The organism is Streptomyces sp. NPDC087845 (genome assembly GCF_044742755.1).
Classification (GTDB): domain Bacteria; phylum Actinomycetota; class Actinomycetes; order Streptomycetales; family Streptomycetaceae; genus Streptomyces.
Genome location: NZ_JBIUVC010000002.1, coordinates 263,480 through 289,047 on the forward strand (window position 1 = coordinate 263,480; position 25,568 = coordinate 289,047).

The window sequence follows — 25,568 nt, forward strand, 5'->3', positions numbered from 1 at the left end:
TTTTTCGAGTTAACAGTGACGTAGAGTGTTTACGCAAGCCCGTTCTCGTACGACCTCCCGCACGGCCCCCGCGCGGCCCCGTCCCGCCTCGTATTCCGCCTCGCGTTTCGCCCCGCGTTCCGTCTCCCGCGTCGAGGCCACCGCATCGGGGTTCGTTACAGTACGAGCCCGTTGACGGAATCGAAGACCGTGCGGCACCGGTCGGACGGGGACGGATACGTGGGGGGCCGGATGGACATCGGCGAAGAGCGCGCACCGGAGCTGCGGACGTTGCGGCAGAAGGTCGAGTACATGGTGGAGAAGACGTTCCCCGGCCAGAAGATCTCGGGGCGGGTCTTCGCCGACCTGGTCAAGGAGCGCGGCGGCGCCCTCTCGCACAGCTACTTCTCCAACATCCTGGCCGGAAAGGTCACCCAGCCGTCCGAGGACATCCTCAAGGCGCTCGGTCTGGGCTTCGGCGTCGACTGGCGGTTCTTCAAGGAGGAGTCCGAGGTCGTCGACGACGTCGTCGCCGGTCTCCAGTTCCTCGCGAAGCGGCGTACGGGGGAGATCAGCGGACTGGCCGGGCGCGGCCTCGACGAGGACGGCCTGCCGCCGGAGCTGCTGCAGTTCGCGCTCTCCCTGCTGGAGGACGCCAGGGGCCGGCGGGGCGCGGCGGGCGACGACGGCGCGGCACCCCGCGGCGAGCCGGCGAAGTAGGTCTCCATGTCCCTGCGCGAACTACGGAAGGAGTGCGAGGCCGGGCTGGCCGACCTGCCCATCCCCGCACCCTTCTCCATCGACGCACTGGTGGCGAACATGGAGGCGGCCCGCGGCCGCACCATCGTGCTGCACGAGATGCCCGACCGGCTGGCCCGCGTCAACGCCGCCTGCGGTCTGCGGCTGAAGACCGGCGGGACCAGCTTCGTGCTCTACCGGCGCCGGCCGACCGCGTACCAGACCCAGCACGTCATCCTGCACGAGCTGTGCCACGAGTGGTTCGACCACGGCACCTCGCTCGACCCGGAACAGCTCCGGCGGCTGCTGCCGGTCTTCGACACCTCGCTGATCAGCCGGGTCCTCGGAACCGAACCCCCGCCGCAGCCCTCCGCCGCCGCGCCGCCCGTGGCCGCCACGATCGCCGACGCGCTCCGGTCGGGGGACGGCACCGTGCAGGCCCGCGCGCAGTACGACACCCACGACGAGCGCATGGCGGAGTTCGGCGCTTCACTCATTCCCCGCATGGCCAGGGACGTCCCGAGCGACGACATGGTGGGGCGGCTGGCCAACTCCCTCTCCCGCCCCGTCGCCACCCGCCGCCGCGGCCTGTTCCGCCGTACCTGAACCGCGCCCCTCCCCTTCCCCCCACCCCCGAGGAATTGCCGTGACCCCGCTCGATCTCGCCGGCTATCTCATAGCGGCCCTGATGACGGCCGTCGCCCTCTGGCGCATGCCGGCCGCCCTGTGGGGCGACGAGGAAGACAAGCGCCGCCGGGCCCTGTGGGGCTGCTACGCGGGGTTCGCCGCCGCCCTGTGGACCAAGACCCGGGCCGTGCGCATCGCGCTCAACGACAGCGCCGTCACCGACCTCGCCGTCCTGATCAAGCACTACACGGCGACGATCGCGATCCTGGCGATCCTCAGCTACATCGTCGCGATCTACGGCCGGTACCCCGACGCCGGAACCGTCCCGCGCCACGTGCGGTTCGCCCGCGCCATCCAGCAGGTCGCGGCCAAGGCGTCGGTCGCCACGCTGATCCTGCTGACGGTGCTGTTCTTCACCGTCGTCGACCGTTCCGTGCCCTCGGACCGCTTCGTCGCCGACCACGCGGGACAGTGGGGCGCCACGCTGTACATGAGCGTGTTCTACCTCTACCTGGGTGCCGCGTCCGCCGTCTGCGCGTACCAGTGGGCGCTGGCCACCGCCGGTGCCGGGATGCGTCATCTGCGCGTGGGCCTCGGGATGATGACCTTCGCCATGTTCATCGGGGTCGGATACACCGTCAGCCGGACCCTGTTCCTGTGGATCAGCGTCGTCGACACCCCGAGCGAGTCCTTCGCCCTGCGGTTCGACGAGGTCACCGAGGCCGCGCAGGTGGTGCTGTTCGCCTTCTTCGCGGTGGGTGCCTCCATCCCCGCCCTCAGCAAGGGGCGGCGCCGCGCGAAGCTGTGGCGGGCCCAGGCCAGACTGCACGGCCTCTGGTACGAGTTGATGACGGCCTTCCCCGACCAGCCCTTCGACCCCCCGGCCCCGCTGGTCCGCGAACTGACCCGCTTCGGCACCCCCGCGGACCTGCGCGTCGACCGCTGGGCCGCCGACATCGCGGACGCCGTCGAGAAGCTGCGCCACTACGTCCCCGACGCCCTGCTCCCGGCCGCCAGGGCCGCCGCCGCGGACGGCACCCCCGACCGCGAGAAGGCCGGACCGCTCGCCGACGCGTACTGGATCAAGGCGGCGCTGCGGTCCAGGAACGCCGGAGCGCCCGCCGCGGCCGCCGCGACGGTCGAGACCCAGCACGCCACCGACCAGGACGGCGAGGTGGCCTGGCTGGTACGGGTGGCCGCCGCCTACCGGACGGTCACGGCGGAGCGGGCGGAACAGGTCCTGGAACACGCCAGGTCCGCGGCGCCCGCCGGTGCCGACGGGCCGACCCCCACGCCCTCCCTGGAGGAGACCTCATGACCCGCACCGACACCACCGGCACCCCCGGTACCCCCGACCCCACGGACACTCCCGGCACCCCGGGCGCCGCCGAGACCACCGACGCCCCCGCATCGCCGACCACCGGCACCGCGCGCACCGTCACCGACATATTCCAGCCCCGCAACGTCCTGCTGGTCGGCATGCTCGGCATCGGCCTGGCCGCCGCCGGCCACTGGACCGGGCTCCTCTGGGGCTTGCTGGGCGCCCTGTGCGCCGGGATCGTTCCCGCCGGGTACATCGAATGGGAGCGCGGGCGCGGCACCTGGGGCGACCGCCATGTCGTCGACCGCACCAAGCGGGCCCCGATCTTCTTCGTCATCCTCGGCTCCATCGGCGCCGGTTCGCTGGTGATGGTCCTGGGCCACGCCCCCACCGGCATCCTCGTGGCGATGCTCGCCCTCTGGGCGATGACCGTGATCCTCCTGGCCGTCAACACCGTCTGGAAGATCTCGGTGGACGCCGCGGTGGCCTCCGCCGTCGTCGCGCTGGCCGCGGCGGTCCACTCGCCGTGGTGGCTGCTCGCGTACACGATGACCGTCGCCGTGTGCTGGTCGAGGGTCGCGCTCGGGTACCACTCGGTGGCGCAGACGGTCGCCGGTGCGTCGCTGGGGGCCGCGACCGCGGGCGCGTTCCTGTTCGTCTGATCGGCGGGCGGGCCGGCCGGGCGCGGGCGTCGAACCGATCGTCCACGGGTACAGGTGCCCCGTGCCGAACTTCGAGATCACCACCGCAAGCGCCGACGACCTCACGATGCTGACCGAATGGGCCCACGCCGAGAGCTGGAACCCCGGCCTGACCGACCGCCACGCCTTCTTCGCCACCGACCCGCGCGGATTCCTGATCGGCCGGCTCGACGGCGATCCGGTCTCCTGCGTCTCCGTGGTCCGCTACGGCTCCGGCCACGGGTTCCTCGGCTTCTACCTCACCCGCCCCGAGCTGCGCGGACAGGGCTACGGCAGCCGCCTCTGGCGGGCCGGCACGGCACGGCTGGAGGGGCGCAACATCGGGCTGGACGGGGTGGTGGCCCAGCAGCCCAACTACCGCAAGTCCGGCTTCCGTTCCGTCTGGACGACCCTGCGCTACGAGGGCCGCCCGCCCACCGGCCTGCCCGCCCCGCCCGGCGCCGTCCTCGTCAACGCCCGCACCCTCCCCTTCGACCGGCTGGCCGACTACGACCGCCGCTTCTTCCCCGCCGACCGCGACAGCTTCCTCGCGCCGTGGATCGCCGGGCCTGCCCGCACCTCGCTCGCCGCCGTCCGCGACGGGGAGCTGTGCGGCCTCGCCGTGCTGCGTCCCTGCCGCACGTCGTCCCGCATCGGTCCGGTGTACGCGGATTCGCCCGAGGTGGCCGGTGCCCTGGTCGGCGCGCTCGCGGCCGGCGACCCGGAGACCGCGGTGGCGATCGACGTACCCGACGTCAACCCGGCGGCGGTGCGCCTCGCGGAACAGCTGGGCCTCACCCCGTCGTTCGAGACCGCCCGGATGTACACCGGCCCGTCACCGGACGTCGACCACTCCGGGCTGTTCGGCATCACCAGCCTGGAACTGGGCTGAGGCGCCGCTCTCCGGCCGGCTGGTGCCGCGGTTCGGGGCGCGGCCGGCGCCGGCGGCGGGGGGCTGCTCGCCGCGGCGGCGGCCCGGATCAAGAGGTGGCGGACCGAGGGGTGGTGGCGCCCGGGTGGGGCCGGGTGCGCGAGGCCAGTACCGCTATGTCGTCCTCGGCACCCGGTCCGAACCGCCTCAGCACCTCGTCGAGCAGAAGGTCGAGGCTGCCGCTCGCGGGCAGCGTCAGTTCCCCGAGGCGGCCGACCGAGACGTCGATGTCCTCGCCGCGCCGCTCCACCAGACCGTCGGTGTACAGGAACAGCACGGTGCCCGGCCCGAACCCCACCGATGCCGTCCGGTACCCGCCGAACCCGGTACCGAGGGGAGGGCCCACGGGTACCTCGTCGTACACCCTGGTCCCGGCCTTCCCGGGATCGATGAGCACCGGCGGCAGATGTCCGGCGCTCGCCACCTCGCACGCCGTGCCCGACCGGTCGACGACGACCAGCAGGCAGGTCGCCGCCCGGTCCGTTCCGGACCGTTCGACCATCCGGTCCAGCCGCTCCAGGATGCGGTGCGGCGGCAGCTCGTCGTCGGCGAACATCCGCAGCAGCGAGCGGTAGTGGCTCATGGCGACCGCCGCCTCCACCCCGTGGCCCATCACATCGCCCATCGCGTTCAGGTGCCGTCCGTCCCGCAGCGGGATGACGTCGAACCAGTCGCCGCCGACCATCACGCTCCGGTCGGCGGGCAGATAGCGGGTGGCGATCTCGATGTGCGGGTGCGGCGGGCGCGGCTCGGACAGCAGGGAGCGCTGGAGTTCCAGGGCGATGGTGTGCTCGTGGCCGTACCGGCGGGCGTGGTCGAGATCGACGGCGGCCCGGCCGGCGAGCTCCCGGGCGACCACCACGTCGTCGTCCGTGAAGACGGGTGAGTCGCCCGCCCGGATCAGGCCGAGGATGCCGAGCGGACGGCCGCGTACGCCGACGGGCACGATGACCGCCGAGTGCATCCCGAGGGCGCGGTAGGCGGCTACCCGTTCGGGGGCGGGGGCGGAGCGCATGAGCTGTTCGTCGGTGGTGTGGTTCTCCACGACCGGCTGATTGGCCGCCAGGCAGCGCTGTACGGCCGCGCCCTCCTGGTAGTCGACGTACTCACCGGTCAGCCCGAACCCCGGCAGCTCGGCGCGCAGCCCGGCCACCGCCGTCAGCGCCGCCCTGCGCAGCCGCAGCACCCCGGGGGGTGCGGGGCGGACCGGGGCGGCGACGTCGGGCGGGAAGACCTCGACCGTGGCCAGGTCCGCCAGCCCCGGAACGACGAGGTCGACGAGTTCCGCGCACGTGGTGTCCATGTCGAGCGTGGTGCCGATCCGGGTGGCCGCGGCGTCGAGCATCGTCATGTGCCGCCGGGCCTGTTCCAGCTCGTGCCGCCCCTGTTCCGAGCCCATGACCTCCAGCACGATCCCGGCCAGGCCGACGATCCGCCCGTCGACCTCCAGCCGGTGGTACGCCCCGTGCCAGTACCGCCGGACCCGGCCCGCCGAGGCGGCGGTGTAGCCGCTGGAGGTGATCTCGCGGGGCTTCCCGTCGGCGAGCACGGCCCGCATCATGTCCTCGCCCGCGTCGACCCCCGGGAGGACCTCGGCGACGGTGCGTCCGAGGTGTTCGGCGGCCGGAACGCCGTTGAGCCGTTCGAGGGCCGGGTTGACGTACAGATAGCGCAGCCCCGTGTCGAGCACTCCCACCCCCGCCATGGTGCCGTCGACCAGGGCCACCACGGCCGCGGGGTCGAAGGGCACCACGCTGTGGGTGTACGCATCGGCCGGCACGTCAACCTCCTGGGGCGGGGGCACGGACCTCCCGCAGCCCGGCATTCCATCGTCGGCCGCCCGCCCCCGTCACGCATCCGCAGCCGCACCCCGCCACGTCCACGTCCGCGTCCGCGCCCGCGTCCGCTGGACTCCCGGACACCGCCCACCTCCCGGACGCCGCCGGAGCCCCGGACACCGCCCGTCTCCCGGACGCCGCCGGAGCCCCGGACACCGCCCGTCTCCCGGACACCGCCCACCTCCAGCCTCCGTACGGCCTTCGCCGGCCTTCGCCGGCACGGCCCGCGCAGAGCCCGCGGGTCCCGGACGCGGGAACGTCCGGGACTCCCGATCAGGGCTCAGGCGAGCGGGTGCGACGTCCGGCCGGACGCCTCGTCGATCTCGTCGTGCGCCTTCGTCAGCATCTTCATCGCCAGCTCATTGAGTGCTCTGGCTCCCGCGATCTCCTCGCCGACCCTCGGCTGTTCCGTGTCGGAGGGGTGGCGGCTCGCATATCCGTGGGCCCGCACCTCGGACCCGTCCGGAAGCCGCACCAGTGCGGCCGCGCGGGTGCGGTGGCTGTCCTCCTCGAATTCCAGCTCCACATGCCACCCGACAGCTGTGTGCATCATGACGATCACCTCCCTACCAGGGTGCGCCCGTTCCCCCGCCCCTGCACCACGGACCGGGCGGGCGCCCGCGCCGGTCCCCGGGCCGGATGTGGCCCATCCGGTCGACGTCGAGGGTTCCACGGGCCGCCGGGGCGTCCGGCGGGAGCCGGAGGGCCGCCGCGACCTCCTCGGGAAGCGGGCCCAGGCCGAGCAGGCCGGTGGTGATCCGGGCCGTCAGCGCGTGCCAGGTCCCGGCGCGCCGGAGCATCGCGTGGTCGCTGCCCCGGATCGCGACCAGGCAGGCGCGGGCACCGGACCGGCGGGCGCGGGCGGTGAAGATCTGGGACGCCCGGGGGTCCGTGATGCGGTCGCGGGTGCTGTGCAGCAGGACGACGTCGCGGGCGGCGAGCTGGACGACCGGGTCGTCGGCCGGACACCACGGGGCGAGGCCCACCACCCCGCGCACCAGCGGGTGCCCGGCGGCGCGCAGGGCGGCACGGGCGCCCATCGAGTGGCCGACCAGGACCACCGGGATCTCGCCGGCCTCGCGGAGCAGGGTGTCAAGGGCGCGGACGGCGTCGTGGAGCGGGTCCTCGCGGGGGCCGTTCCAGCCGCGGCGGGTGTAGCGGACGGTGCGTACGAGAACACCCGCGGCGCCGTCGCCCGTGGCGCGGGAGACGGCCCGCGCGAACGGGCGCATCCGCATGGCGGGCACGTTCAGCGGGCCGGGCGGGGGCGGGCCCAGGCCCGTTTCGACGCCGCCGTGCAGCAGGAGCACGGCCGCGAACGGTGGTCGGCGGTCTGTCATACGTACCTCCTGGTGCGGTCATACATACCTCCTGGTGCGGTAACCGGCCCCCTGACGAGCATGCTGTACGGAGCACGGGCCGGAAGGCGCCCGCGGCACCGGACCACGGAGGAACCGACATGGGATCGTCACCACAACTCGGCCGGGCTGTCCCGGATTTCACGCTGCCGGGCGGTGTGCTCACCGGCGAGACGTTCGAGCGCCGCGACTACACCCTCTCCGCGGCACGCGGCCGCGCCGTGGTCCTGGCCTTCTACCCGGGCGACAACACGGCCGTCTGCACCAAGCAGCTCTGCTCGTACTCCTCGGGCATGGAGACCTTCGGCAAGCTGGACGCCGAGGTCTGGGGAATCAGTCCACAGGGTGTGGACAGCCATGAGTCGTTCGCCCACGCCCACGGGCTGCGGATGCCGCTGCTCGCGGACGCCGGACGGGAGACCGCGCGGGCGTACGGTGTCGCGGCGCCTGGGATCGGGGTGCGCCGCGCGGTCTTCCTCATCGGGCCGGACGGCGTACTGCGCTGGAAGCATGTCGCGCTGCTCGGAGCCACGTTCCAGTCACTGGACACCCTGGCCGAACAATTGTCCGGCATCAAAACCGAGTAAAGATTGCCGGAACCCGGCAGTATCTGCTGCCGGGTATGTATGGGATCATCCAGCCAGTTCGACAGAAATGTTCGAGGGAGAGACGTCCGAGGAGACGTGATCCGGGGAACCCTGTTCGGGGGAACCCTGTTCGGGGAGGGTGACCGCATGACCTTGTTTCTCGGTCTCGGCATTGCGGGAATCGTCCTGCTCGCCCTGTCCTTGATTTTCGACGGCATCCTCGAAGGTCTCTTCGGAGGCGTCCTGGACGGCCTCTTCGACGGCCTCCTCTCCCTCCCCGTCATCGCCGGATTCCTCTCGATGCTCGGCTTCGGCGGCGCGATCGTGCTCGGCACCACCGGTGCCGGCACGGTCGCCGCGGCCGCCGCCGGAGTGCTCGCCGGAGCCGTCGCGGCCTGGCTGACCTGGAAGTTCAGCCAGGCCCTGATGCGGGACCAGACCAGCGCGACCCCGCGCGGCGACGATCTCGTCGGCACGTCCGGGTCGGTCGTCACCCCCATCCCGGCCGACGGCTACGGCGAGGTCCTGCTGCGCATGGCGGGCCAGACCGTGAAGCTGGCGGCGAAGAGCCCGGTGCCGGTCGAACGCGGCACCGAGATCTGGGTGGAGGCCACGCTGTCGACCACCTCGGTCACGGTCCGCCCCGTCGAGCGCTGACCACCGCCCGAGCCGATACACCGCCCGAAAACAACTGCCGTCCCCGCAGGGAGGCAGGGGGGATCCCCTTATGAGCCCAGTCGTGACCGCAGTCGTCGGAGTCGTCGTACTCCTCGTACTCCTCGCCCTCGTCGTCATCACCCGCTACAAGGTCGCCGGGCCCAGCGAGGCGTTCATCATCACCGGCCGCCGCGGCAAGAAGTCCACCGACCCGGTGACCGGCCGCACCAGCATCGACAACAGCGGCCAGAAGGTCGTCGTCGGCGGCGGCGTCTTCGTCGTCCCGTTCGTCCAGCAGAAGTTCACCCTGGACCTGTCCAGCCGCCACATCCCGGTGGCCGTGCGCGGAGCCGTCACCCTGCGCGGGGTGAAGTCCCACCTCGAAGGCGTCGCGATCGTCAAGGTCGGCGGCAGCGAGGAAGCGATCCGGGCCGCCGCCCAGCGCTTCCTCCAGCAGCAGGACGGCATCGTCGGCTTCACCCAGGAAGTGCTCTCCGGCGCGCTGCGCGCCATCGTCGGCCGGATGTCGGTCGAGGACATCATCCGGGACCGTGCCGCGTTCGCCGGCCAGGTCGCCGAGGAGGCCGAGGCCAGCCTCTCCGGGCAGGGCCTGATCCTGGACGCCTTCCAGATCCAGGACATCACCACCGAGGGCTCCTACCTCGAAGACCTCGGCCGCCCCGAGGCCGCCCGCGCCAAGCAGGAGGCGGACATCGCCGAGGCGATCGCCAAGCGCGCCTCCGAGCAGGCCCGGCTCAAGGCCGCCGAGGAGATCGCCATCGCCGAGCGGACCTTCTACCTCAAGCAGGCCGAGATCAAGGCCGAGACGGAAGCCGCCGCCGCCAAGGCCAACGCGGCGGGCCCGCTCGCCGAGGCGGCCCGCCAGCAGGAAGTCCTCGCGGAGCAGGAGAAGGTCGCCCAGCGCCAGGCCGCGCTGACCGACCGCGAACTCGACACCAAGGTCCGCAAGCCCGCCGACGCCGCCCGCTACCGGGCCGAGCAGGAGGCCGAGGCCCGCCGGATCGCCCAGGTCAAGGAGGCCGAGGCGGACGCCGAGCGCTCCCGGCTCACCGGTCAGGGCGAGAAGCTGCACCGTTCGGCCCTCGCCGACGCCGTACGCATCGAGGGCGAGGCGGAAGCCGCGGCCATCGCCGCCAAGGGTGCGGCCGAGGCCGAGGCCATGCAGAAGAAGGCGGACGCGTTCGACCGGTACGGCGACGCGGCCGTGCTCCAGATGCTGGTCGAGGTACTGCCGAACGTCGTCGCCAAGGCGTCCGAGCCGCTGAGCGCCATCGACAAGATGACCGTCATCTCCACGGACGGCGCGAGCCAGTTGTCGCGCACGGTCACGGACAACGTCGCCCAGGGCATGGAACTCCTCAGCTCCGCCACGGGAGTCGACCTGGCGGCCCTGCTGAAGAACTTCAAGGGCGGCACCGCCGCCGGGACTTCGGCCGATCTGCCCGACCGGGCCCCGGACGCGGCCACCGCCGCGGCCCCCAACGGGAAGATCGAGATCACCGACTGATCCGGGCCGCACCCCGCCCGTGCCCGGCCGGCACCGCAGCACACCGCACCGGCCGGGCACGCGCACGTCCGGACCGGTGGAACCCGGCGCCCCGGCGCCCCGGCGTCAGTCCGCCAGGTCCACCCGCACCGTCAGCAGATCGGTCCCCAGCGCCCGCACCACCGCGCTGTTGTAGCGCGGCAGCGCCTTGAGCCGGGCGCGGGCGTCGTCCTCGGGAAGCAGGTGGGCGGTGCCCGTGTGCCACCGGCCCCCGATCCGGACCCGGACCCGGGGGTCGGCCTGGATGTTGCGTACGTACTGCGACTTCTCGCCGTACTCCGAGACCAGCCAGAACGCCTGGCCCACGCGCCGGCCGCCGACCGGGGTGCGGCGCGGGAGGCCGGAGGTGCGGCCCGTCGTCTCCAGCAGGGTCTGGAACGGCGACCGCCTGATGAGCGGGTTGGCGACATGCCGCTGGAACGACGTGACCGCCCGGAACTTCAGATCCCGAAAGTTCGCCATCGCGTGCCCCTTCCGCCTGTCGTCGCCCATGGGCATCCCGGCCGGTCCCTGACGACTGTGACCGCGAGCTTACGACCCTGTCGCCGTATCGCGGACGCTGCCGGAAGCGCGCGTGGCGGCGAGAACCTCGGACGGCTTTATTCCTTGCCCTCGTCCCCGCCCCTGCTCGCTCTCGTTGATCGCCGCGATCCGCTCCCGCCACGGCAGTGGATCGGGTTCGTTCTCCGTCTCGGCTCGCCGGGCAGCCAAGAAGGCCCGGTTCGCCTCACGGGCACACGGCCCGCACAGGGCCTCGTCCCCGACAGGACGGAAAACGTGCTCCTCGCCCTCCCCCTCGCAGACGACGAGCTCCCGCACGGGCGAAGGCATGACGGGTGGGGCCGGGGCAGCCACCGGCGCCGGAAGCTTCTGGACGAGCCGGTGGCGCAGGAACCCGACAGCGGACCGTACGCCGTCCTTGGGCAGCTCACTGGTCAACGCCCGGCGCGAATCCGCAGCACTCACGCCGCGCCGAATCCACTCGGCAGCCACCTCGGCCAGCCCCCGCGCCTCCCGAACCCCGAGGTGCAGTTGCGGATTCGCGTGCCGCAGCGACAGCAACACCCGCTCACCTTCCCCGACGTCGGAAGTTTCGGACTCTTCGCACTCTTCGGACTCTTCGGAGGATGGGTGGGAGTAGTTCTCCCCAAGTTCTTCATCTACCGGTTTACAGCCACCGACCGTCCGGTCAGGCTTGCCGGAGAGAAGCGCCACCCACCAGTCACGATCGCTGATGCCATCGCCCGACTCGCGAAGGCCGGCCTGCCCTGCTTTGCCGACCTCCTGACGCGGCACCTCGGGCGCCGAATGACGTGATGTGGTGGCGGGTGATGCGGAGGTGGGCGCGCGGCGCCTGAATTGGTCCGGACGACAACGAAGCCCCAGGTTTGTGACCTGGGGCTCTGCTGTGGAGCGGGTGACGAGAATCGAGCTCGCGCTCTGAGCTTGGGAATCACCCTGCACTTGGCCGCACACAAGGCTCTGACCTGCTAGAACGCCTGCCGAGAGGTGCGCAGTTCAGTTGGTTCAGGCGCTCTGGTGACCGCTGGTTACCGCTGCTACTGGCACGTAGTGGCACGGCCCCCGGCCAACGTCAGGATAGGCCGCTCCCCTGCGACCGGACCACGACGGCCGGCGACGTCGATCACATTCGTCCACTGAGCCGCGGTGGCCTGCATGAGGTCGCGAACCTGGTGCTTGCCTGCATTCACTGCATTCACTGCATTCACTGCAATCGCAGCAAGAACAACTGTCTGCTGACACGCTGGCGGCCGGACGAGTGCTGCGTGCCTGCCGCATGTCGGAGAAGGTCCAGGCCGAGTACGAACGTCAGGTCGCCGAGGCGAAGGGACAGTAGTTTGCCGTGGCCTATGAGGCTGGCCTAGTCCTCGGGGGGCGTCTTCAGGCTGGCGAAACGCTTCTCGGCGCCACAACTGCTGAACGCTTCGTTATACCGAAATGCGGGCCGCCCGCTCGCGGAGCTCCTGGGCTTCCGGGACGCCGTGGTACCGCCGAAGGCGGACGCGCATGTCCTGGAGGGCGGCCTGGACCTTCACCGAGCGGATTCCGTCGGCGCAGTCGAGGAACTCGCGCCAGGTGGACATGGCGCCGTCCACGTCGCCTTGGCGCAGCCGCACGCCGCCCAGGTCGGCCAGGACGATGGCGCGGGTGCGGCGACGGTCGAGGCCGTGGATGTCGAGGGCGAGGTGGAGGTGTTCTTCGGCGGCGTCGAGGTCTCCGAGGCGGGAGAGGATCATGCCGGATTCGTGGGCCCAGCGGCCGGGGGAGTAGTGAGCTGCCCAGGAGTCGCCGCCCGCGGCAGCCGGCCTGCCGATGGCCGCCTCGGACATGGCCAGGTGCTTGGTGGCCATGCGGCGGTCGTCGTCCTGGGCGGCGGCGTTGGCGAGGGTGGCTTCGTAGTAGGCCACGGCGCGCGGGTTGTCGAGGTGGCGGCCGTAGTCCACGCAGGCTTCGCCGAGCTGGACGGCTTCGGCCCGGTAGCCGAGGTCGACGCACTGCACGGCGAGGCCGCGGAGTGCGGTCGCCGAGAGTTCGGGGTCGCCTGCTTCGGCGGCCAGGCGGAAGGAGTGGGCGTAGTAGCGCTGGGCGAGCCCGCGCAGTTCGGGTGTGTCGCCTTCGTCCTGGGCCATCCAGCCGGCGAGGTGGACGAGCTGAGAGGTAGCGGCGAACAGGTCCCGGCCGGTGGCCTCGGTGAAGCGGCCCTCCAGCCAGGGCGCGACGTCCTGGGTGAGGTAGCGGACGGCCAGGTGGCGGGCATGGCCGCCACCGAGTTCGGAGGCCGAGTCGCCGAGGGCCTTCACCATGTGGCGTACGGCGGCCACCTCGCCCTGGCCGACGCGGACGGCTCCGGGAAGGGCGGTCTTGGTCCGGCGGGTGATGCTGTCCATGTCGGGCAGGCCGAGTGCGGACAGCGCGTATCCGCTGGAGGCGAGGATGAACTCCCGACGTTCCACGTCGCTCCTTCCCAGGTGCAGGACTGATGCAACGGTATCTGCGTGGAGTGCCGCAGGCATGGGCTCCGGAAGGTTGATCGCATCGGGGTCCAGCCCCAGCACCTGCGCGATGTAAGGCCACCAGTGGTCGGGAGTGCGCTCGCCCTCGATCCACCGCCGTGCGTGCTGGCGCTGCAGGCGCTGCGGATCGCCGCTTTCTGCCAGGCCGAGGGCGCGTGCCAACTCAGAAGGGCCCCAACCCCGTTCCTGGCATGCCTGCTTGATCAGTTCCGCCACGGCCGGGTTCCTCGGCACCTCGTCACCCTCCCCACCTGGATTACGCGGGATTACGCAGGACTACATCCTGGCCCCTGTCCTGGGAGGGCGGACCGCCGTTCACTGAACATCACCCCGCAGATCTCCGAATGGCTCGAACAGACACTGTTCAGGGCCTGTCGGCGCCTGCCCGGACACGTGAGAGGAACCGACGGTGGCGATGACCGCTGACAGCGCACGGACCCGCTCGATCCCGCCTTCCCGAGGGCCTGTTGCGGCACAGGACTCCGCGGTCCGAGGGGCGGGCCCGGTGAGCCGTTCTCCGTTAACCGACCCGCTGGAGATGGCCCTGGGCTGGGTCTGGGCGCTCGGCACGACTGCCGGATTCGCCATGGTCGGGCTCCTGGTCCACGCCGAGTACCCGGCCGCCCAGATGCCGTTGGCGAGTCCGCCGCTCAGCGCCGACGACATTTCGTTGGCCGACGGCGCCGGTTAGGCACTCCGGCCCCGGCTGGCCCCGCCCTCTCGTCGCAGGTCCTCCACGGCACCTCGTCGGCATACACGCTCCGCATCACCAGCGAAGGGAAAACCGATGTTCAGCCAGTACAGCAGCGACATGCACCCCCTCCCCGTGTCGGTCGCGTTCAGCGGCCCCGACAACACCGGGAAGACCAAGCAGATCGGGATCCTCGCCTGGCGCATGGGCCCGGCCGTGACCTCAGCGGGCCCGCTCGATCGCTACGACCCGCGCTGGGCCACCATCAAGGCCGACGGCATGGCCCGCTGGTGGTTCGAGACCGGCCCGGTCGAGGAGGTCGCCGATGTTCTCGCCACCTCCTACCTGGAACGCTCCCGTCACCCCTTCTCCGCGCCGGTGCGCCTGCTGGACCGGGGCATCCCCATGCTGGAGGCGACCATGGCCGCGACGGTCGCCGTACGGGAGAACCTGGGCACCACACACGCCGCGGACAGGGTTCGGCTCCTGCTGGCCCCGTACGAGGCCGACCTGCGGGCCGCCGAGGAGGACGAATACGCCCTCGTCCTCCTGCACTGCGACGACCCTGCGGAAGGCGCCCGCCGAAGCCTGGCCCATGAGGTGACCGTCACCGATACCTATGCGGCCTACCAGCGCCACCTGCACGAGCAGATCAACCGGCTCGTCGCCGAGGGCCGCTTCCCGATGTCGATCCGTATCGGAGACCGGCCGACCATCACCATCCAGGACGAGGTGCGCCGGCTCCTGGCGCCCCTGCACCCGAACGTGCCCAGCCGGGCCCTGGCAGGCGTACACGTCACCGCGCTGGGCGGCATGTCGGAGAGCGGCAAGAGCACGGCCGGCGAGTACCTGCGTACGCACCACGGCCACGCCCGACTCAAGGTCGGGTATCTCATCGAGGACGCGGCCGGCCGGGCGGTGATTCCCGATCCGTACCGAGTGGGCCCGATCGTGCAGGCCGAACTGATCGTGGACGCGCTGGACCGGTACTGCCAGGCGCACCACTTCCTCGACTCCGTCAGCATCGAGTCGCTGCACGACTTCGACTCGACCGCCGAACTCGCCCGGATGCTCGGATCCCAGCTCACCATCGCCTACCTGGACGCCTCAGAGACCACCCGCGCACGCCGGAGCACCGCCGGGGCCCAGGACGTCGCCGACCGCGACATCGTCAAGAGCGGACGGGGCGCGGACAAGATCGCCTCCATCGCCCACGAGGTCATTGGTAACGACGGGCCGCGGCTGGAACTGGAACGCCGGCTGGACCACATCGTGCTCGACCGCCGCTGGCCGGAGCATCAGCCCAGCACCATGCCGGTCAACGCGCTCGGACTCCCCGTACACCTGGAGTCCTACCTGGCCGAGTTCCTCGACCGCACCACCGGCCTGCGTCCGCTGATCGACTTGCTGGCCGTCACCGGCAGTGGCGCCCGGGGCAAGTACCAGCACGGCTGGAGCGACCTCGACGTCCTGGTCGTGGCTGACGCCTCCTCCCTCGACGAGATGCGCCAGGTCCTTGCGGAACTGGAGGCCGAACTCGGCGGGGTCAAACTCGGTCTGACCGTACTGACCCGAGCCGAGTGCCGGGCCGGTGCCGTGACCTCCCGCCTCCTCCACGTCCTGGCGCTGATCGGCAGCGGGGCGCTGGTCCCACTGTGGTCCTCCCCCGGCTTGGCCCTGCCCACCCCGGACGCAGCCACCGACATCGCCGTGAGCCTGCGCGATGGCATCCAGGCCGCCATCGAGATCCGCCGCCAGCTCCTCAAGGGAGCACCCGACCTCCGCGACCTCTACAAGGTCACCGCGCTGCTTGCGAAGATTCAGCTCCGCTTCAGCGGCATCGAGTGCCCCTCCGACAGCGACGCCCTTACCGTCCTCCTCGACGCCAAACGGCAGGACACGAGCGCGGTCACCACCGCCCGTACCGAGCGGCCCGCCGCCGAAGCGCTCGCACGTCTCGTTCTCCAGACCTGGCTGGACACCCTCCCCGGGGAGACACGGTGAGCGCGAGCACCCGGCGGGTCCCGGCGGCAGTGGGTACCTTCCACAAGCCGGCGGCGACCCGCGAGCAGGCCGAAGCCGAGGTGAAGGGATGGACGCAGCTGGCCTCCCGCATCGCGGTTCCGGGCCTTCACGGGCAGACCTCGCTACCGGACAGGCAGTTCCTCGCCTACGAGGACGTCTTCGCCACCGGCCGGTGCGAGCTGCTGATGGGCGACGTGATCGCCCTCGCCGACCGCGACCCGGCCGTGCTGTCCCGCCTGGACCGCCTCGTGACCGGTGCCTGCGCCGACCTGCGGGCGGCGGCCGAGGAGTCCGGGAGGCGCGTGCCGCTGGCTGAGTGCGTTCCGGACCTGTACCTCGACCGGATTCGCCCGGGCGGCCGGCTGGACCGCTGGTACCTCCGCCGTGACCTGCCGATCGCCCTGCCCCACACCGACACGACCCTCACCCTCCGGGAGCTGGCCGACTTCACCCTCACCGCCAACGGCCGGCAGCTGACGCTGAACGTCGCCGACATCATCGACAGCCTCCGCCACTTCCTGGCCCCCGACCGCAGCTGGCTGGCCGGTCTGACGCAGGGCGACCCCACGGAACCCAACATCGCCGACCCGCTGTGCTGGCTCGACTTCGAATTCGCCGGCCGCAACACCGCGGCGGGCGAGGCCGCCAACCTGCTCTGGTACCTGATGGCCCTGGGCGGCTGGCTCGTCCCCCGCTACCAGCCCGACGTGTACGCCCGCACCCTCCGCCTCGCCTTGCCGCCCCTGACCCGCCCGCACATCGAGCACCTGGAACTGCACCAGGGCAGTCGGCATATCGACGTCCGGTACTCCTGGAACACCGGCCCCGGCCGCACTGCGGCCATCGCACGGGCCCTGGAAGGTCTTTGGGGGGAGGACGGCAGCGGCCTGAAGGAGATCCACGCCTTCCTCGCCCTGCGCATCCTCGGAGTCATCCCTGCCTCCCGGCTGACCGGACACGACCTTCTGCTCGTACTGATCAAGCTCGCCGAGAGCCAGGACCCGCTCACGACGACCGACACCTTCTTCACCACCACACCGGCCCCTCACCCCCACTCTGGCGAACGGACCAGCGATGTCCCTGCCCCTGCTTGAGACCCCTCTCCTTGCCCGCCCGCTCCAGGGCCGCAACGCCCTCGTCACCGGCGGGGCCACCGGCATCGGTGCCGAGATCGGACGGGCACTCGCCACCGCCGGCGCGACCGTCGCGGTCAACCACCTCGGCCAGGACTCCGACGCCCACATCCTCCTCGCAGCCCTCGAGCGCGACGGCAGCCCCGGCATCCAAGCGAACGCCGACCTGACCGACCCCGGCACCGTCCAGACCATGGTCGACCTCGTCCGCGCCGAGATCGGCCCCATCGACATCCTGGTGAACAACGCCGGCTCCTACCCCCGCGTCCCCTGGCGGGACACGGACGAGGCCGCCTGGAACTACTCCCTCGACGTGAACCTCACCTCCCACTACCGCACCTGCCACGCGGTGACCCCCGGCATGGTCGAACGCCGGTGGGGCCGGATCGTGAACATCGGCAGCGTCAACGCCCGCGCCGGCCGGACGAACCTCGTCGCGTACAGCACCGCGAAGGCCGGGCTGCTGGGCCTGACCCGCTCCCTCGCCCGCGAACTGGGCCCGTACGGGATCTGCGTCAACACGGTCATGCCCGGCGCCATCCAGGTCGAGGCCGAGAACGCGATCCCCGCCCAGCACCGTGCGCGCCCGGAGGACCAGATCAAACGCCAGTGCGTCCCTCGCCGTGGCCGGCCCGAAGACGTCGCGGCCCTGGTGACGTTCCTCGTGGGCCCCTCCGCCTCGTTCATCACTGGGCAATCCGTCCACGTCGACGGCGGCTGGCTGCTGCACTGAGACCGCCAACAAGCAAGGAGACAGACCGACATGATCGAACGAGTCCGCGCCGTCCTCGTCACCGCTGACGACACGATGCTGGTCATTCGCCGCACCAAGCCCGACATCCCCGCGTACTGGGTACTGCCCGGCGGCGGCGTTGAAGCCAGCGACGAGTCCCGGGAGGCCGCCCTCCACCGCGAGATCCACGAGGAGATCGCGGGCAAGGCCGACATCATCCGCCTCCTCCACACGATGGAGTCCGACGACGAGCGTCAGCTCTTCTACCTCGCCCGCATCGCGACCTGGTCCTTCGACGACCGCACCGGTCCCGAGTTCAGCGCCGAGGGCCGGGGCGAATACGCGCTGGAGGAGATGCCTCTGACCGTGGAGGGGCTCGACGGCATCGACCTCAAGCCCGAGGAGATCGCCCGCGTCCTGCGGGGCGCCATCAGTACCGGAAGCCTCGGATGCGAGGCAACGCTCTGAGCCTTCGAGCACATCAACACACCACCGGGGCCGGCACCGAGATGTGTCGGCCCTGGCGGCGTGCCCATGCGCTGCCGGCATAGCAGCGTTCTCATGCTGGAGGGCCGCGGCGGAGTGCCGGGCAGCAGAACCTCGCCCGCGGCTCCCGAGGCCGAGTGGCGACCGCTACTGGACCGGGCGGAGCACCGGCCTCTGTTCCTGGACGCCCAGCAAGTCCCGCACCCTCGCGCCTGTCCAGGCCAGTTCATGTGCCGGTTGGGGAACCGAGAGGCCCGCTTCCTTGGCAGCCAGGTCGAAGGCTTGTCCGAGCAGCGAAGGCGTCGGCCTCCTTTTCCTGGCGGCTGTCACCGGTGGCATCGCCGTGAAGCACAAGGTGGCCCAGTTCATGGGCAGCCGTGAACCGGTGCCGGTAGATGTCGTCGGCCCGGTTGGCGGTCAGAACGACGAGCGGTCGCGCGGGCAGCCTGGAGGCGGAGTGGGCCCCGGTGGGGGAGGCCGGGATGGCGGCATGAGTGGCACCGAAGGTAGCTCTCCGGAGAGATCGAGAGGTCAGCGACGATTCGCGCCATACCGGGCAGACCTGATCCGCCGCCCGAACTCATCGCTCACGCATGAAGCATGCCGGATGCGAATCCGGCAGCCCCGCGCCCCGCAGGCGGCGGGAGCCTCCGGATAAGGTAATGAGCAGCTAAAGAGATCACCAAGTGCGTCGCCGCACCGCCGCACACCTCGGGAGGAAGCCATGGGAACCCACCGCACCACGCTGCCCGGAGTCGGTGTGCAGTACGACTACACGACCGAGTCGGGCCAGCACATCTCCGTCGTCGTCCACCACGACGGGCGGCGGTTCATCGGCTTCTACGACCAGGACGATCCCGATTCGTGCCGCCTCTCGGTACCCCTGACACCGCAGGAGGCCACCGGTCTCGCCCACCTCATCGACGCCGCGCCCATCGACGCCGTCCGGACCGACGGCATCGATCTCGTCACCGAGCACATTCCGCTCGGGACGCGCTCCCCGTACGGCGGCCGGCTGCTCGGGGACACGAAGGCGCGGACGCGGACGGGGGCCTCGATCGTGGCCGTGCTGCGGACCCACAGCGCGCATCCGTCACCCGGACCGGACTTCCGGCTGGCCATCGGGGACACGCTCGTCGTCGTCGGTACGAGGGAGGGCGTCGACACGCTCTCCGAGATCATTGCGGAGGGCTGACCGTGCACGACACGACCGCACTGCTGGTGGAGCTCGGCTCCGTCATTCTGGGCCTCGGAATCATCGGACGGTTCGCCGGGCGAATAGGTCTCTCGCCGATCCCGCTGTACCTGCTGGCGGGCCTCGCGTTCGGGGACGGCGGGCTGCTGCCGCTCGGGGCCAGTGAGGAATTCACCGCCGTCGGCGCCGAGATCGGGGTCATTCTCCTGCTGCTCCTGCTCGGCCTGGAGTACAGCGCCTCGGAGCTGGTGACCAGTCTCAAGACGCAATACCCGTCCGGCGCCGTGGACTTCGTACTCAACGCGACCCCGGGGGCGGTGGCCGCGCTGCTGCTCGGGTGGGGTCCCGTGGGGGCCGTCGCACTGGCCGGGGTCACCTGGATCTCCTCGTCCGGGGTGATCGCGAAGGTGCTCACCGACCTGGGGCGGCTGGGCAACCGGGAGACGCCCGTCATCCTCGGTGTCCTGGTCATCGAGGACCTGTCGATGGCCGTGTATCTGCCGCTGCTCACCGCGATGCTCGCGGGTGTGGGACTCGCCGGGGGCAGCATCGCGCTGCTCATCGCGCTCGGCACCGTCGGGTTCGTGCTCTATCTGGCGCTGCGGCACGGGCGGCTGATCAGCCGGGCCGTGTCCTCCGACAACCCGGAGATGCTGCTCCTGGTGGTGCTCGGGCTGACCGTCCTGGTGGCCGGTGTGGCACAGGAGTTGCAGGTCTCCGCGGCCGTCGGGGCGTTCCTGGTCGGGATCGCGCTCTCGGGCGAGGTCGCCGAGGGGGCGCGCAAGCTGCTGACGCCGCTGCGGGATCTGTTCGCCGCCGTCTTCTTCGTGTTCTTCGGGCTCTCCACCGATCCGGCCGAGATCCCGCCGGTGCTGCTCCCGGCGGCCCTGCTGGCCGTCGTCACCGTGCTCACCAAGATCGGCACCGGGTGGTACGCGGCCCGTCGGGCCGGAATCGGTTCGCGCGGACGGTGGCGGGCCGGCGGAACGCTCGTCGCCCGCGGTGAGTTCTCCATCGTCATCGCCGGTCTGGCCGTGGCGACCGAGCCCCGTATCGGGCCCATCGCCACCGCGTACGTCCTCATCCTCGTCATCGTCGGACCGCTCACCGCCCGCTGGACCCAGCCGGCCGTGGCCAGGATCCAGGCGTGGCGGGGCCGGGACGGCGGCGGGGGGACGGCAGGCGGCAAGACGGCGGGCGGCGGCGTTCCCGCGAGCCGTCCGGTACCCGTCGCTCAGGAGGAGTTCGCCTCCTCCGCCGACTGAGCCCGGCCGCGGTGGCGCCGCGTGGTGGCCGCGCGCGAGCGCGCCCGGCCACCGGCCGCCCCGGCGGGCCCGTACGGAGGGGACAGCGCGCGCCCGGTCACCGGCGCCCGGGCGGGCCCGTCCCCTCCGTACCGCTCACAGCAGGGTCGCCGCGTGCAGGATCTGCACCAGCGTCACCGCGGCGTTGAGCGACGACAGGGCCGAGACCGCCGTGCCCGCCGCCGCGACGAGCGCCGCCAGGGCGGCATGGGCGGACGACGGGGGCCACAGCCGCGTCGGGGGGACCGGGGCGAGCAGCGCCGCCACCCGGCGCGGTATGGGGCCCGCCGCCGAGCCTGGCGCGGAAGCGCCGGCGGCGAAGGCCGCGAAGCCGACCGAGGCGTCCGGGGCGCGGTGCGAGAAGAGCGCCGCCTTGCCGACCGCGACCGCCACCACCCGCCGGTCGCCGACCGCACGCGCGGCCTCCTCGTCCGCCCACCGTTCGGTACTGAACGCCACCGCCGTACGCAGCGGCAGCAGGAACGGGTTGGCGCGCGCCGCGAGCTGGGCGGCCAGCAGGTAGCGGTGGTGACGGGCGGCCAGATGCGCCCGCTCGTGGGCGATCAGGGCCCGGCGCTCACGGGCGTCCAGGCACTGGGCCATCGCGGTCGAGACGACGACCCGGCCCGGATTGCCGGGCAGCGCGTAGGCGTACGGTTCAGGGTCCGGGAGCACGGCGACGTCGCCCGAGATCACGGAAGGGGCGGCGGACAGGGCGCGGCCGGCCCGGACACGCAGCCGCACATGGCGGTACACCGTCCAGCCGCACGCCCCGAGCACCGCCGCCAGCACCCCGATGGCGACGATGCCCGCCTTCACCTCGTACGGCACGGCGTTCCGCACCTGAGGGTCCGACCAGCTGTCCGGCAGCGGATTGCCCGGGAGCTGGGCCGTGCCGACCACCATCAGCAGGGCCAGGCACAGAGTGCTGCACAGCGCGAGCAGCGTGCCGACGACGGCAAGCAGCCGGGTCGCGCTGCGCGGGTGCAGATGCTGTTCGGCCAGCCGCGCGATCGGCAGCGCGGTCAGCGGCAGCACGAGCGGCAGATAGACGAAGACACCCATCGGACCGCTATCGGCCTTCCGTGTCCGGGGAGTTGCCCGGATCCCCGGAATCACCGGAATCACCGGGCTCGCCCGGGTCATCCAGGCCGTCCGGATCGTCCGGGGTCGCCGCCCGCGCGAGGAGCGCGCGCAGCCGTTCCTCGTCGCCGGGGGACAGGGCCGAGATGAAGTGGGCGAGCACGGCGTCCCGGTCCCGTTCACCGTCCAGTACGCGGCGCATCCGCAGGGCCGCGAGGCCGGCCTCGTCGGAGGCGGACGTCCAGGTGTAGGAGCGGCCCTCGCGGGACCGCGTCACGGCTTTCTTCGCGTAGAGGCGGGAGAGGATCGTGATGACGGTGGTGTACGCGAGGTCGCCGTCGAGGTGTTCCTGCACCCAGCCTGCGGTCGCGGGGCCGTTCGCCGAGTGCAGTACGGCGAGAACCTGGGCCTCCAGTTCGCCCTGCCCGCGCCTTCGGAGCCGCCGGCTGTCGGGCCGTACGGGATCGGGGCGTACGGGATCGGGGCGTACGGGATCGGGGCGTACGGGATCGGGGCGTACGGCGCCGGGGCCCACCGGGGCGGGCACTTCTGCGCGGGGCGGCTCGTTGTCCGGTGGGTGGCCGGGCCTGGCCGAGTCCATCTGGGTCCGCCCTTCTGCGATACCGCGTCGGCCGCGGCATCGCAGCATCCTACTTACTGCCGTTTCCGGGACACAGCGGGCACCCGCCCCGCTAACTTCTACACGTCTGTAGAGTTGGCTTCCGTTCCGGCAACACAACGCAACGCAACGTATGGAGACGACGACATGGCACTGTGGGATCGGATCAAGGAATCCGCTTCGTCGATGCAGTCGCAGCTGGAAGCGAAGAAGAACGACCTGAAGAGCGGGGCGTTCCGTGACGCGAGCATGGCCATGTGCGCCCTGGTCGCCGCTGCCGACGGTTCCGTCGACCCGTCCGAACGCCAGCGTGTCGCCTCGCTGATCGCCGCCAACGAGGTTCTGCAGAACTTCCCGGCGGACGACCTGCAGCGCCGCTTCAACGACTACGTGAACAAGCTCACCGCCGACTTCGCCTTCGGCAAGGTCAGCGTGCTCCAGGAGATCGGCAAGGCGAAGAAGAAGCCCGCCGAGGCGCGTGCCGTCATCCAGATCGGCATCGTGATCGGCGGCGCCGACGGCGACTTCGACAAGTCGGAACAGGCCGTCGTGCGGGAGGCGTGCTTCGCGCTCGACCTGCCGCCGCACGAGTTCGACCTGTAGGTCTCCCTGCCCGGCGGACCGGCCCACCGGTCCGGCCCCGCCCCCAGACCGCCGGAATGACCGCGGACCGGCTGACCACCCGTCCGCGTCCGGCAGGCCGGAGGCGCGCTACTCCCCCGATGCGCGCCTCCGGCCACTTTCTTTGCGGGACCGGGACCTCCTGGGCCGGCCCGGTCGGCCCGGCCCGGTCGGGCTGAGGAGGTCGGGTCGGGCCGGGCCCAGGAGGTCCGGACGGGCTCAGGAGGTCCGGACGGGCTCAGGAGGTCCGGACGGGCCGCTCTTCACCCTCCCCCGGCCGCGCGGCGCCCCACGTCACAGCTCCTTGGCCGGCCAGTCCAGCAGCCGGGCGCCGATGACCGCCGTCTGCAACGTGTAGCGGTGCATCGGGTCGGACGGGTCGGAACCGGTCAGCTGATGGATCCGCTCCAGCCGGTAGGTCAGCGCCCGCACGCTCAGCGACAGCCGGCGCGCCGTCTCGGCGGAGACACAGCCCGCGTCGAAGTAGGCGGTGAGCGTCCGCAGAAGGGGTTCGGCGCCGCCGCGGGCCTGCTGGAGCGGGCCCAGCTGACTGCGCACCAGATCGGCCATCGCCTGCCGGTCCCGGGTCAGCACCGGATAGACCAGCAGGTCGGAGGCGTACAGCACCGGCTCGTCCAGATCCATCCGTTCGGCGAGATCGAGCGCTTCGAGCGCCTCGTCGTAGGAGTGGACCACGCCGCCGGGGCCCCGGTGCGGGCGGCCGACCGCGACCCGGCCGCCGTCCGTCGCCGCGTGCGACTGCTTGGCGAAATACCGCAGGACATCGGGCTGGCTGCCGGGGGCGATGCAGACCAGCCGCCCGTCCTTCGTCGTGATCAGGATCTTCCGGCCGCCGAAACGCGCGAGCAGCGCCGCCTCGACCGTACGCGGTACGGAGTCGGTCTCCGTGTACGCCTGAGGGCCCGTCGCCACCGCGACCGCGTGGGCGCGCGAGAGCCGCAGCCCGAACCGGGTGGCCCGCTCGGCGAGCCGGCCCAGGTCACTGCGTCCGTACAGCAGGTCGTCGATGAACTCGCGGCGGGCCGCCTCCTCGCGCCGCACGGTCAGCCGCTGGGCCCGCTCGAAGCCCTCGGCGAAGGCGTCGACGGCCTGCTCGACCGCGGCCAGCACGGCCTCGGTGGCGGCGGTATCGGTGGAGGCGGTGCGCGGCCAGCCGGTGCGGGTCGCCGCGAGATGATGGCCGACCAGGGCGCGCAGCTGGAATCCGGCCTCGGCGGCCTCCCGGCCCAGGAGGCGGCGGGCCTCCAGTTCGTCCCGGGTCAGCCTGCGGCCGGTGGCGACGACATCGGCCAGAATGCGGGCATAGCCCTCCAGATATTTGTCGGGAATCTCCGGCTCCGGCACACGAACTCCTCACATCCTGACGCGACATTGACACTCACCCAACGCATACGGGCCGGTGCCGGTGCCCGGCATCAAGGACCAGTAAAGATTGCCGGATTCCGGCAGTGCGATGAACGGCTCCGAGTGACACGATCCGGTCAGCACCAAACGGGGGAACTCGGGGGACACGGGGGATACGGGGGAAGACCCGGCTGCTGCGGTGCCGCGCATGCGCGGCACCGCGGCACCGCGGTCACCCGCCACCGGGCCGCCCGCAAGAACAGACAGGGGGTGGGCCGATGCAGGAGTTCCTGAGCGCGGGAACCGCCTTTCCGGCCGTCCTGTTCGGCGCCGCGCTGGTCGTGGTCGTCTTCTTCTGGCTTCTCGTACTGGTCGGTGCGGCCGATCACCATTCCTTCGACGGGGACCTCGGCACCGTTCCGGCCGGGATGGGCGGAGTGCCGGTCACCGTCACGGTGTCCGTGATGGTCGTCGTCGGCTGGTTCACGAGCCTGGCCGGTACGGTCCTGCTGCACCGCAGCGGCGCCACCGGCCCCATCCGCGCCGGGCTCGCCTGTGCCGTGCTCGCCGGGGCGCTGCTGATCGCCTGGGTCGTGATGCGGGTGCTGGTGCGCCTGGTGCGCCGGCGCTTCCCGGAGGTGCCTCCTCCGTCGCGGCAGGACTTTCTCGGCCGGGTCTGCACGATCCGTACCGGCTCCGTCAGCTCCGACTTCGGCCAGGCCGAGGTCGCGGCGGCCGACGGTTCCACCGCGATCGTCCAGGTCCGGCTGCTCGCCCCGGCGGGCGCCGCGGACGACACGGGCGGGACGGACGGCACGCGCGGCACGGTGCGCACGTCGGGCGGCACGATGCACGCCTCGGGCGGCACGGTGCTCACCTCGGGCAGTGCGGCGCTCCTGTACGCGTACGACGACGAGGGCGAGTTCTTCTGGGTCTCGCCGTACGACAGGGCGCTGGACCCGGGACCACCGCGTTCCGGCTGACCCCCGCCCGCC

General features: G+C 71.7%; 28 protein-coding genes. 18 read left to right on the forward strand and 10 right to left on the reverse strand.

What is annotated here, in order from left to right:
- Nucleotides 1-231: 231 nt before the first annotated feature.
- The 5 genes from ACIOMQ_RS06770 (at nt 232) to ACIOMQ_RS06790 (ending at nt 4,237) form a co-directional block, all read left to right on the forward strand.
- Nucleotides 232-699 carry a hypothetical protein gene (locus tag ACIOMQ_RS06770; RefSeq protein ID WP_362193718.1) on the forward strand — a complete coding sequence of 156 codons (468 nt, stop codon included), beginning with the start codon at nt 232-234 and terminating at the stop codon, nt 697-699.
- Between the two features lie 6 nt (nt 700-705).
- Nucleotides 706-1,323, forward strand: coding sequence for a toxin (locus ACIOMQ_RS06775; protein WP_362192909.1), 618 nt, complete (start codon nt 706-708; stop codon nt 1,321-1,323).
- A 40-nt stretch (nt 1,324-1,363) separates the two neighbouring features.
- On the forward strand, nt 1,364-2,662 hold the full coding sequence (locus tag ACIOMQ_RS06780) for an MAB_1171c family putative transporter (RefSeq protein WP_362192906.1): 1,299 nt from the start codon (nt 1,364-1,366) through the stop codon (nt 2,660-2,662).
- Nucleotides 2,659-3,327, forward strand: a complete 669-nt coding sequence (locus tag ACIOMQ_RS06785; protein WP_401939235.1) for a hypothetical protein — start codon at nt 2,659-2,661, stop codon at nt 3,325-3,327. The genes ACIOMQ_RS06780 and ACIOMQ_RS06785 overlap by 4 nt, the downstream gene beginning before the upstream one ends.
- Nucleotides 3,328-3,388: 61 nt before the next feature.
- Nucleotides 3,389-4,237: a GNAT family N-acetyltransferase gene (locus tag ACIOMQ_RS06790; protein WP_402188136.1), complete on the forward strand. Its 849-nt coding sequence runs from the start codon at nt 3,389-3,391 to the stop codon at nt 4,235-4,237.
- A gap of 88 nt (nt 4,238-4,325) precedes the next feature.
- Here ACIOMQ_RS06790 and ACIOMQ_RS06795 read toward each other — a convergent pair whose 3' ends face one another.
- The 3 genes from ACIOMQ_RS06795 to ACIOMQ_RS06805 form a co-directional block, all read right to left on the reverse strand.
- A complete protein-coding gene (locus ACIOMQ_RS06795; RefSeq protein ID WP_362193715.1) occupies nt 4,326-5,981 on the reverse strand; it encodes a SpoIIE family protein phosphatase in 1,656 nt (551 codons plus the stop codon).
- A 413-nt stretch (nt 5,982-6,394) separates the two neighbouring features.
- A complete protein-coding gene (locus ACIOMQ_RS06800) occupies nt 6,395-6,667 on the reverse strand; it encodes a DUF1876 domain-containing protein (RefSeq protein ID WP_362192896.1) in 273 nt (90 codons plus the stop codon).
- Nucleotides 6,668-6,680: 13 nt separating this feature from the next.
- On the reverse strand, nt 6,681-7,454 hold the full coding sequence (locus tag ACIOMQ_RS06805) for an alpha/beta fold hydrolase (protein WP_362192893.1): 774 nt from the start codon (nt 7,452-7,454) through the stop codon (nt 6,681-6,683).
- A 119-nt stretch (nt 7,455-7,573) separates the two neighbouring features.
- Between ACIOMQ_RS06805 and ACIOMQ_RS06810 the strand changes: the two genes are divergently transcribed.
- The 3 genes from ACIOMQ_RS06810 (at nt 7,574) to ACIOMQ_RS06820 (ending at nt 10,244) form a co-directional block, all read left to right on the forward strand.
- Nucleotides 7,574-8,059 carry a peroxiredoxin gene (locus tag ACIOMQ_RS06810; RefSeq protein WP_362192890.1) on the forward strand — a complete coding sequence of 162 codons (486 nt, stop codon included), beginning with the start codon at nt 7,574-7,576 and terminating at the stop codon, nt 8,057-8,059.
- A gap of 147 nt (nt 8,060-8,206) precedes the next feature.
- Complete coding sequence (locus ACIOMQ_RS06815; RefSeq protein ID WP_362192886.1) at nt 8,207-8,716, forward strand: hypothetical protein; 510 nt, start codon at nt 8,207-8,209, stop codon at nt 8,714-8,716.
- A gap of 70 nt (nt 8,717-8,786) precedes the next feature.
- Nucleotides 8,787-10,244: an SPFH domain-containing protein gene (locus ACIOMQ_RS06820; RefSeq protein WP_362192883.1), complete on the forward strand. Its 1,458-nt coding sequence runs from the start codon at nt 8,787-8,789 to the stop codon at nt 10,242-10,244.
- Nucleotides 10,245-10,349: 105 nt separating this feature from the next.
- Here the strand turns inward: ACIOMQ_RS06820 and ACIOMQ_RS06825 are convergent, their stop codons facing one another.
- Together ACIOMQ_RS06825 and ACIOMQ_RS06830 are read right to left on the reverse strand one after the other, a co-directional pair.
- On the reverse strand, nt 10,350-10,745 hold the full coding sequence (locus ACIOMQ_RS06825; RefSeq protein ID WP_401939241.1) for a nitroreductase/quinone reductase family protein: 396 nt from the start codon (nt 10,743-10,745) through the stop codon (nt 10,350-10,352).
- A gap of 69 nt (nt 10,746-10,814) precedes the next feature.
- On the reverse strand, nt 10,815-11,579 hold the full coding sequence (locus ACIOMQ_RS06830) for a hypothetical protein (RefSeq protein ID WP_402188138.1): 765 nt from the start codon (nt 11,577-11,579) through the stop codon (nt 10,815-10,817).
- A 266-nt stretch (nt 11,580-11,845) separates the two neighbouring features.
- Between ACIOMQ_RS06830 and ACIOMQ_RS06835 the strand changes: the two genes are divergently transcribed.
- Nucleotides 11,846-12,169, forward strand: a complete 324-nt coding sequence (locus ACIOMQ_RS06835; protein ID WP_402188396.1) for an HNH endonuclease — start codon at nt 11,846-11,848, stop codon at nt 12,167-12,169.
- A 63-nt stretch (nt 12,170-12,232) separates the two neighbouring features.
- Here the strand turns inward: ACIOMQ_RS06835 and ACIOMQ_RS06840 are convergent, their stop codons facing one another.
- The gene (locus ACIOMQ_RS06840) at nt 12,233-13,534 is read right to left on the reverse strand and encodes a tetratricopeptide repeat protein (RefSeq protein WP_402188140.1); all 1,302 of its coding nucleotides are present in this window, start codon (nt 13,532-13,534) and stop codon (nt 12,233-12,235) included.
- 289 nt (nt 13,535-13,823) lie between these two features.
- On the opposite strand from ACIOMQ_RS06840, the gene ACIOMQ_RS06845 reads away from it, so the two are divergent.
- The 5 genes from ACIOMQ_RS06845 (at nt 13,824) to ACIOMQ_RS06865 (ending at nt 18,368) form a co-directional block, all read left to right on the forward strand.
- Nucleotides 13,824-14,009, forward strand: a complete 186-nt coding sequence (locus ACIOMQ_RS06845) for a hypothetical protein (protein WP_362192870.1) — start codon at nt 13,824-13,826, stop codon at nt 14,007-14,009.
- A 96-nt stretch (nt 14,010-14,105) separates the two neighbouring features.
- Nucleotides 14,106-16,013: a nucleotidyltransferase domain-containing protein gene (locus ACIOMQ_RS06850; RefSeq protein ID WP_402188142.1), complete on the forward strand. Its 1,908-nt coding sequence runs from the start codon at nt 14,106-14,108 to the stop codon at nt 16,011-16,013.
- Nucleotides 16,010-17,128 carry a hypothetical protein gene (locus tag ACIOMQ_RS06855; RefSeq protein WP_401262186.1) on the forward strand — a complete coding sequence of 373 codons (1,119 nt, stop codon included), beginning with the start codon at nt 16,010-16,012 and terminating at the stop codon, nt 17,126-17,128. Before ACIOMQ_RS06850 ends, ACIOMQ_RS06855 begins: the two co-directional genes overlap by 4 nt.
- On the forward strand, nt 17,109-17,900 hold the full coding sequence (locus ACIOMQ_RS06860) for an SDR family NAD(P)-dependent oxidoreductase (RefSeq protein WP_401262185.1): 792 nt from the start codon (nt 17,109-17,111) through the stop codon (nt 17,898-17,900). The genes ACIOMQ_RS06855 and ACIOMQ_RS06860 overlap by 20 nt, the downstream gene beginning before the upstream one ends.
- 30 nt (nt 17,901-17,930) lie before the next feature.
- Nucleotides 17,931-18,368 carry an NUDIX domain-containing protein gene (locus ACIOMQ_RS06865; RefSeq protein WP_402188144.1) on the forward strand — a complete coding sequence of 146 codons (438 nt, stop codon included), beginning with the start codon at nt 17,931-17,933 and terminating at the stop codon, nt 18,366-18,368.
- Between the two features lie 244 nt (nt 18,369-18,612).
- Here ACIOMQ_RS06865 and ACIOMQ_RS06870 read toward each other — a convergent pair whose 3' ends face one another.
- Nucleotides 18,613-18,921, reverse strand: coding sequence for an ImmA/IrrE family metallo-endopeptidase (locus tag ACIOMQ_RS06870; RefSeq protein ID WP_402188398.1), 309 nt, complete (start codon nt 18,919-18,921; stop codon nt 18,613-18,615).
- A gap of 189 nt (nt 18,922-19,110) precedes the next feature.
- Between ACIOMQ_RS06870 and ACIOMQ_RS06875 the strand changes: the two genes are divergently transcribed.
- Both ACIOMQ_RS06875 and ACIOMQ_RS06880 read left to right on the forward strand, forming a co-directional pair.
- Entirely contained in the window at nt 19,111-19,581 is a 471-nt protein-coding gene (locus ACIOMQ_RS06875) for a TrkA C-terminal domain-containing protein (protein WP_362192851.1), read from the forward strand.
- A gap of 2 nt (nt 19,582-19,583) precedes the next feature.
- Nucleotides 19,584-20,846, forward strand: coding sequence for a cation:proton antiporter (locus ACIOMQ_RS06880; RefSeq protein WP_401262178.1), 1,263 nt, complete (start codon nt 19,584-19,586; stop codon nt 20,844-20,846).
- Nucleotides 20,847-20,981: 135 nt separating this feature from the next.
- Here ACIOMQ_RS06880 and ACIOMQ_RS06885 read toward each other — a convergent pair whose 3' ends face one another.
- The gene (locus ACIOMQ_RS06885; protein ID WP_362192846.1) at nt 20,982-21,950 is read right to left on the reverse strand and encodes a M56 family metallopeptidase; all 969 of its coding nucleotides are present in this window, start codon (nt 21,948-21,950) and stop codon (nt 20,982-20,984) included.
- 7 nt (nt 21,951-21,957) lie between these two features.
- Nucleotides 21,958-22,383, reverse strand: a complete 426-nt coding sequence (locus tag ACIOMQ_RS06890; RefSeq protein WP_362193709.1) for a BlaI/MecI/CopY family transcriptional regulator — start codon at nt 22,381-22,383, stop codon at nt 21,958-21,960.
- A 351-nt stretch (nt 22,384-22,734) separates the two neighbouring features.
- On the opposite strand from ACIOMQ_RS06890, the gene ACIOMQ_RS06895 reads away from it, so the two are divergent.
- Nucleotides 22,735-23,190 carry a TerB family tellurite resistance protein gene (locus ACIOMQ_RS06895; RefSeq protein ID WP_362192843.1) on the forward strand — a complete coding sequence of 152 codons (456 nt, stop codon included), beginning with the start codon at nt 22,735-22,737 and terminating at the stop codon, nt 23,188-23,190.
- A 312-nt stretch (nt 23,191-23,502) separates the two neighbouring features.
- Here ACIOMQ_RS06895 and ACIOMQ_RS06900 read toward each other — a convergent pair whose 3' ends face one another.
- A complete protein-coding gene (locus ACIOMQ_RS06900; protein WP_362192840.1) occupies nt 23,503-24,573 on the reverse strand; it encodes a helix-turn-helix domain-containing protein in 1,071 nt (356 codons plus the stop codon).
- Between the two features lie 278 nt (nt 24,574-24,851).
- Here ACIOMQ_RS06900 and ACIOMQ_RS06905 point away from each other — a divergent pair, with 278 nt between their 5' ends.
- Entirely contained in the window at nt 24,852-25,556 is a 705-nt protein-coding gene (locus tag ACIOMQ_RS06905; RefSeq protein WP_401939249.1) for a hypothetical protein, read from the forward strand.
- Nucleotides 25,557-25,568 lie beyond the last annotated feature (12 nt).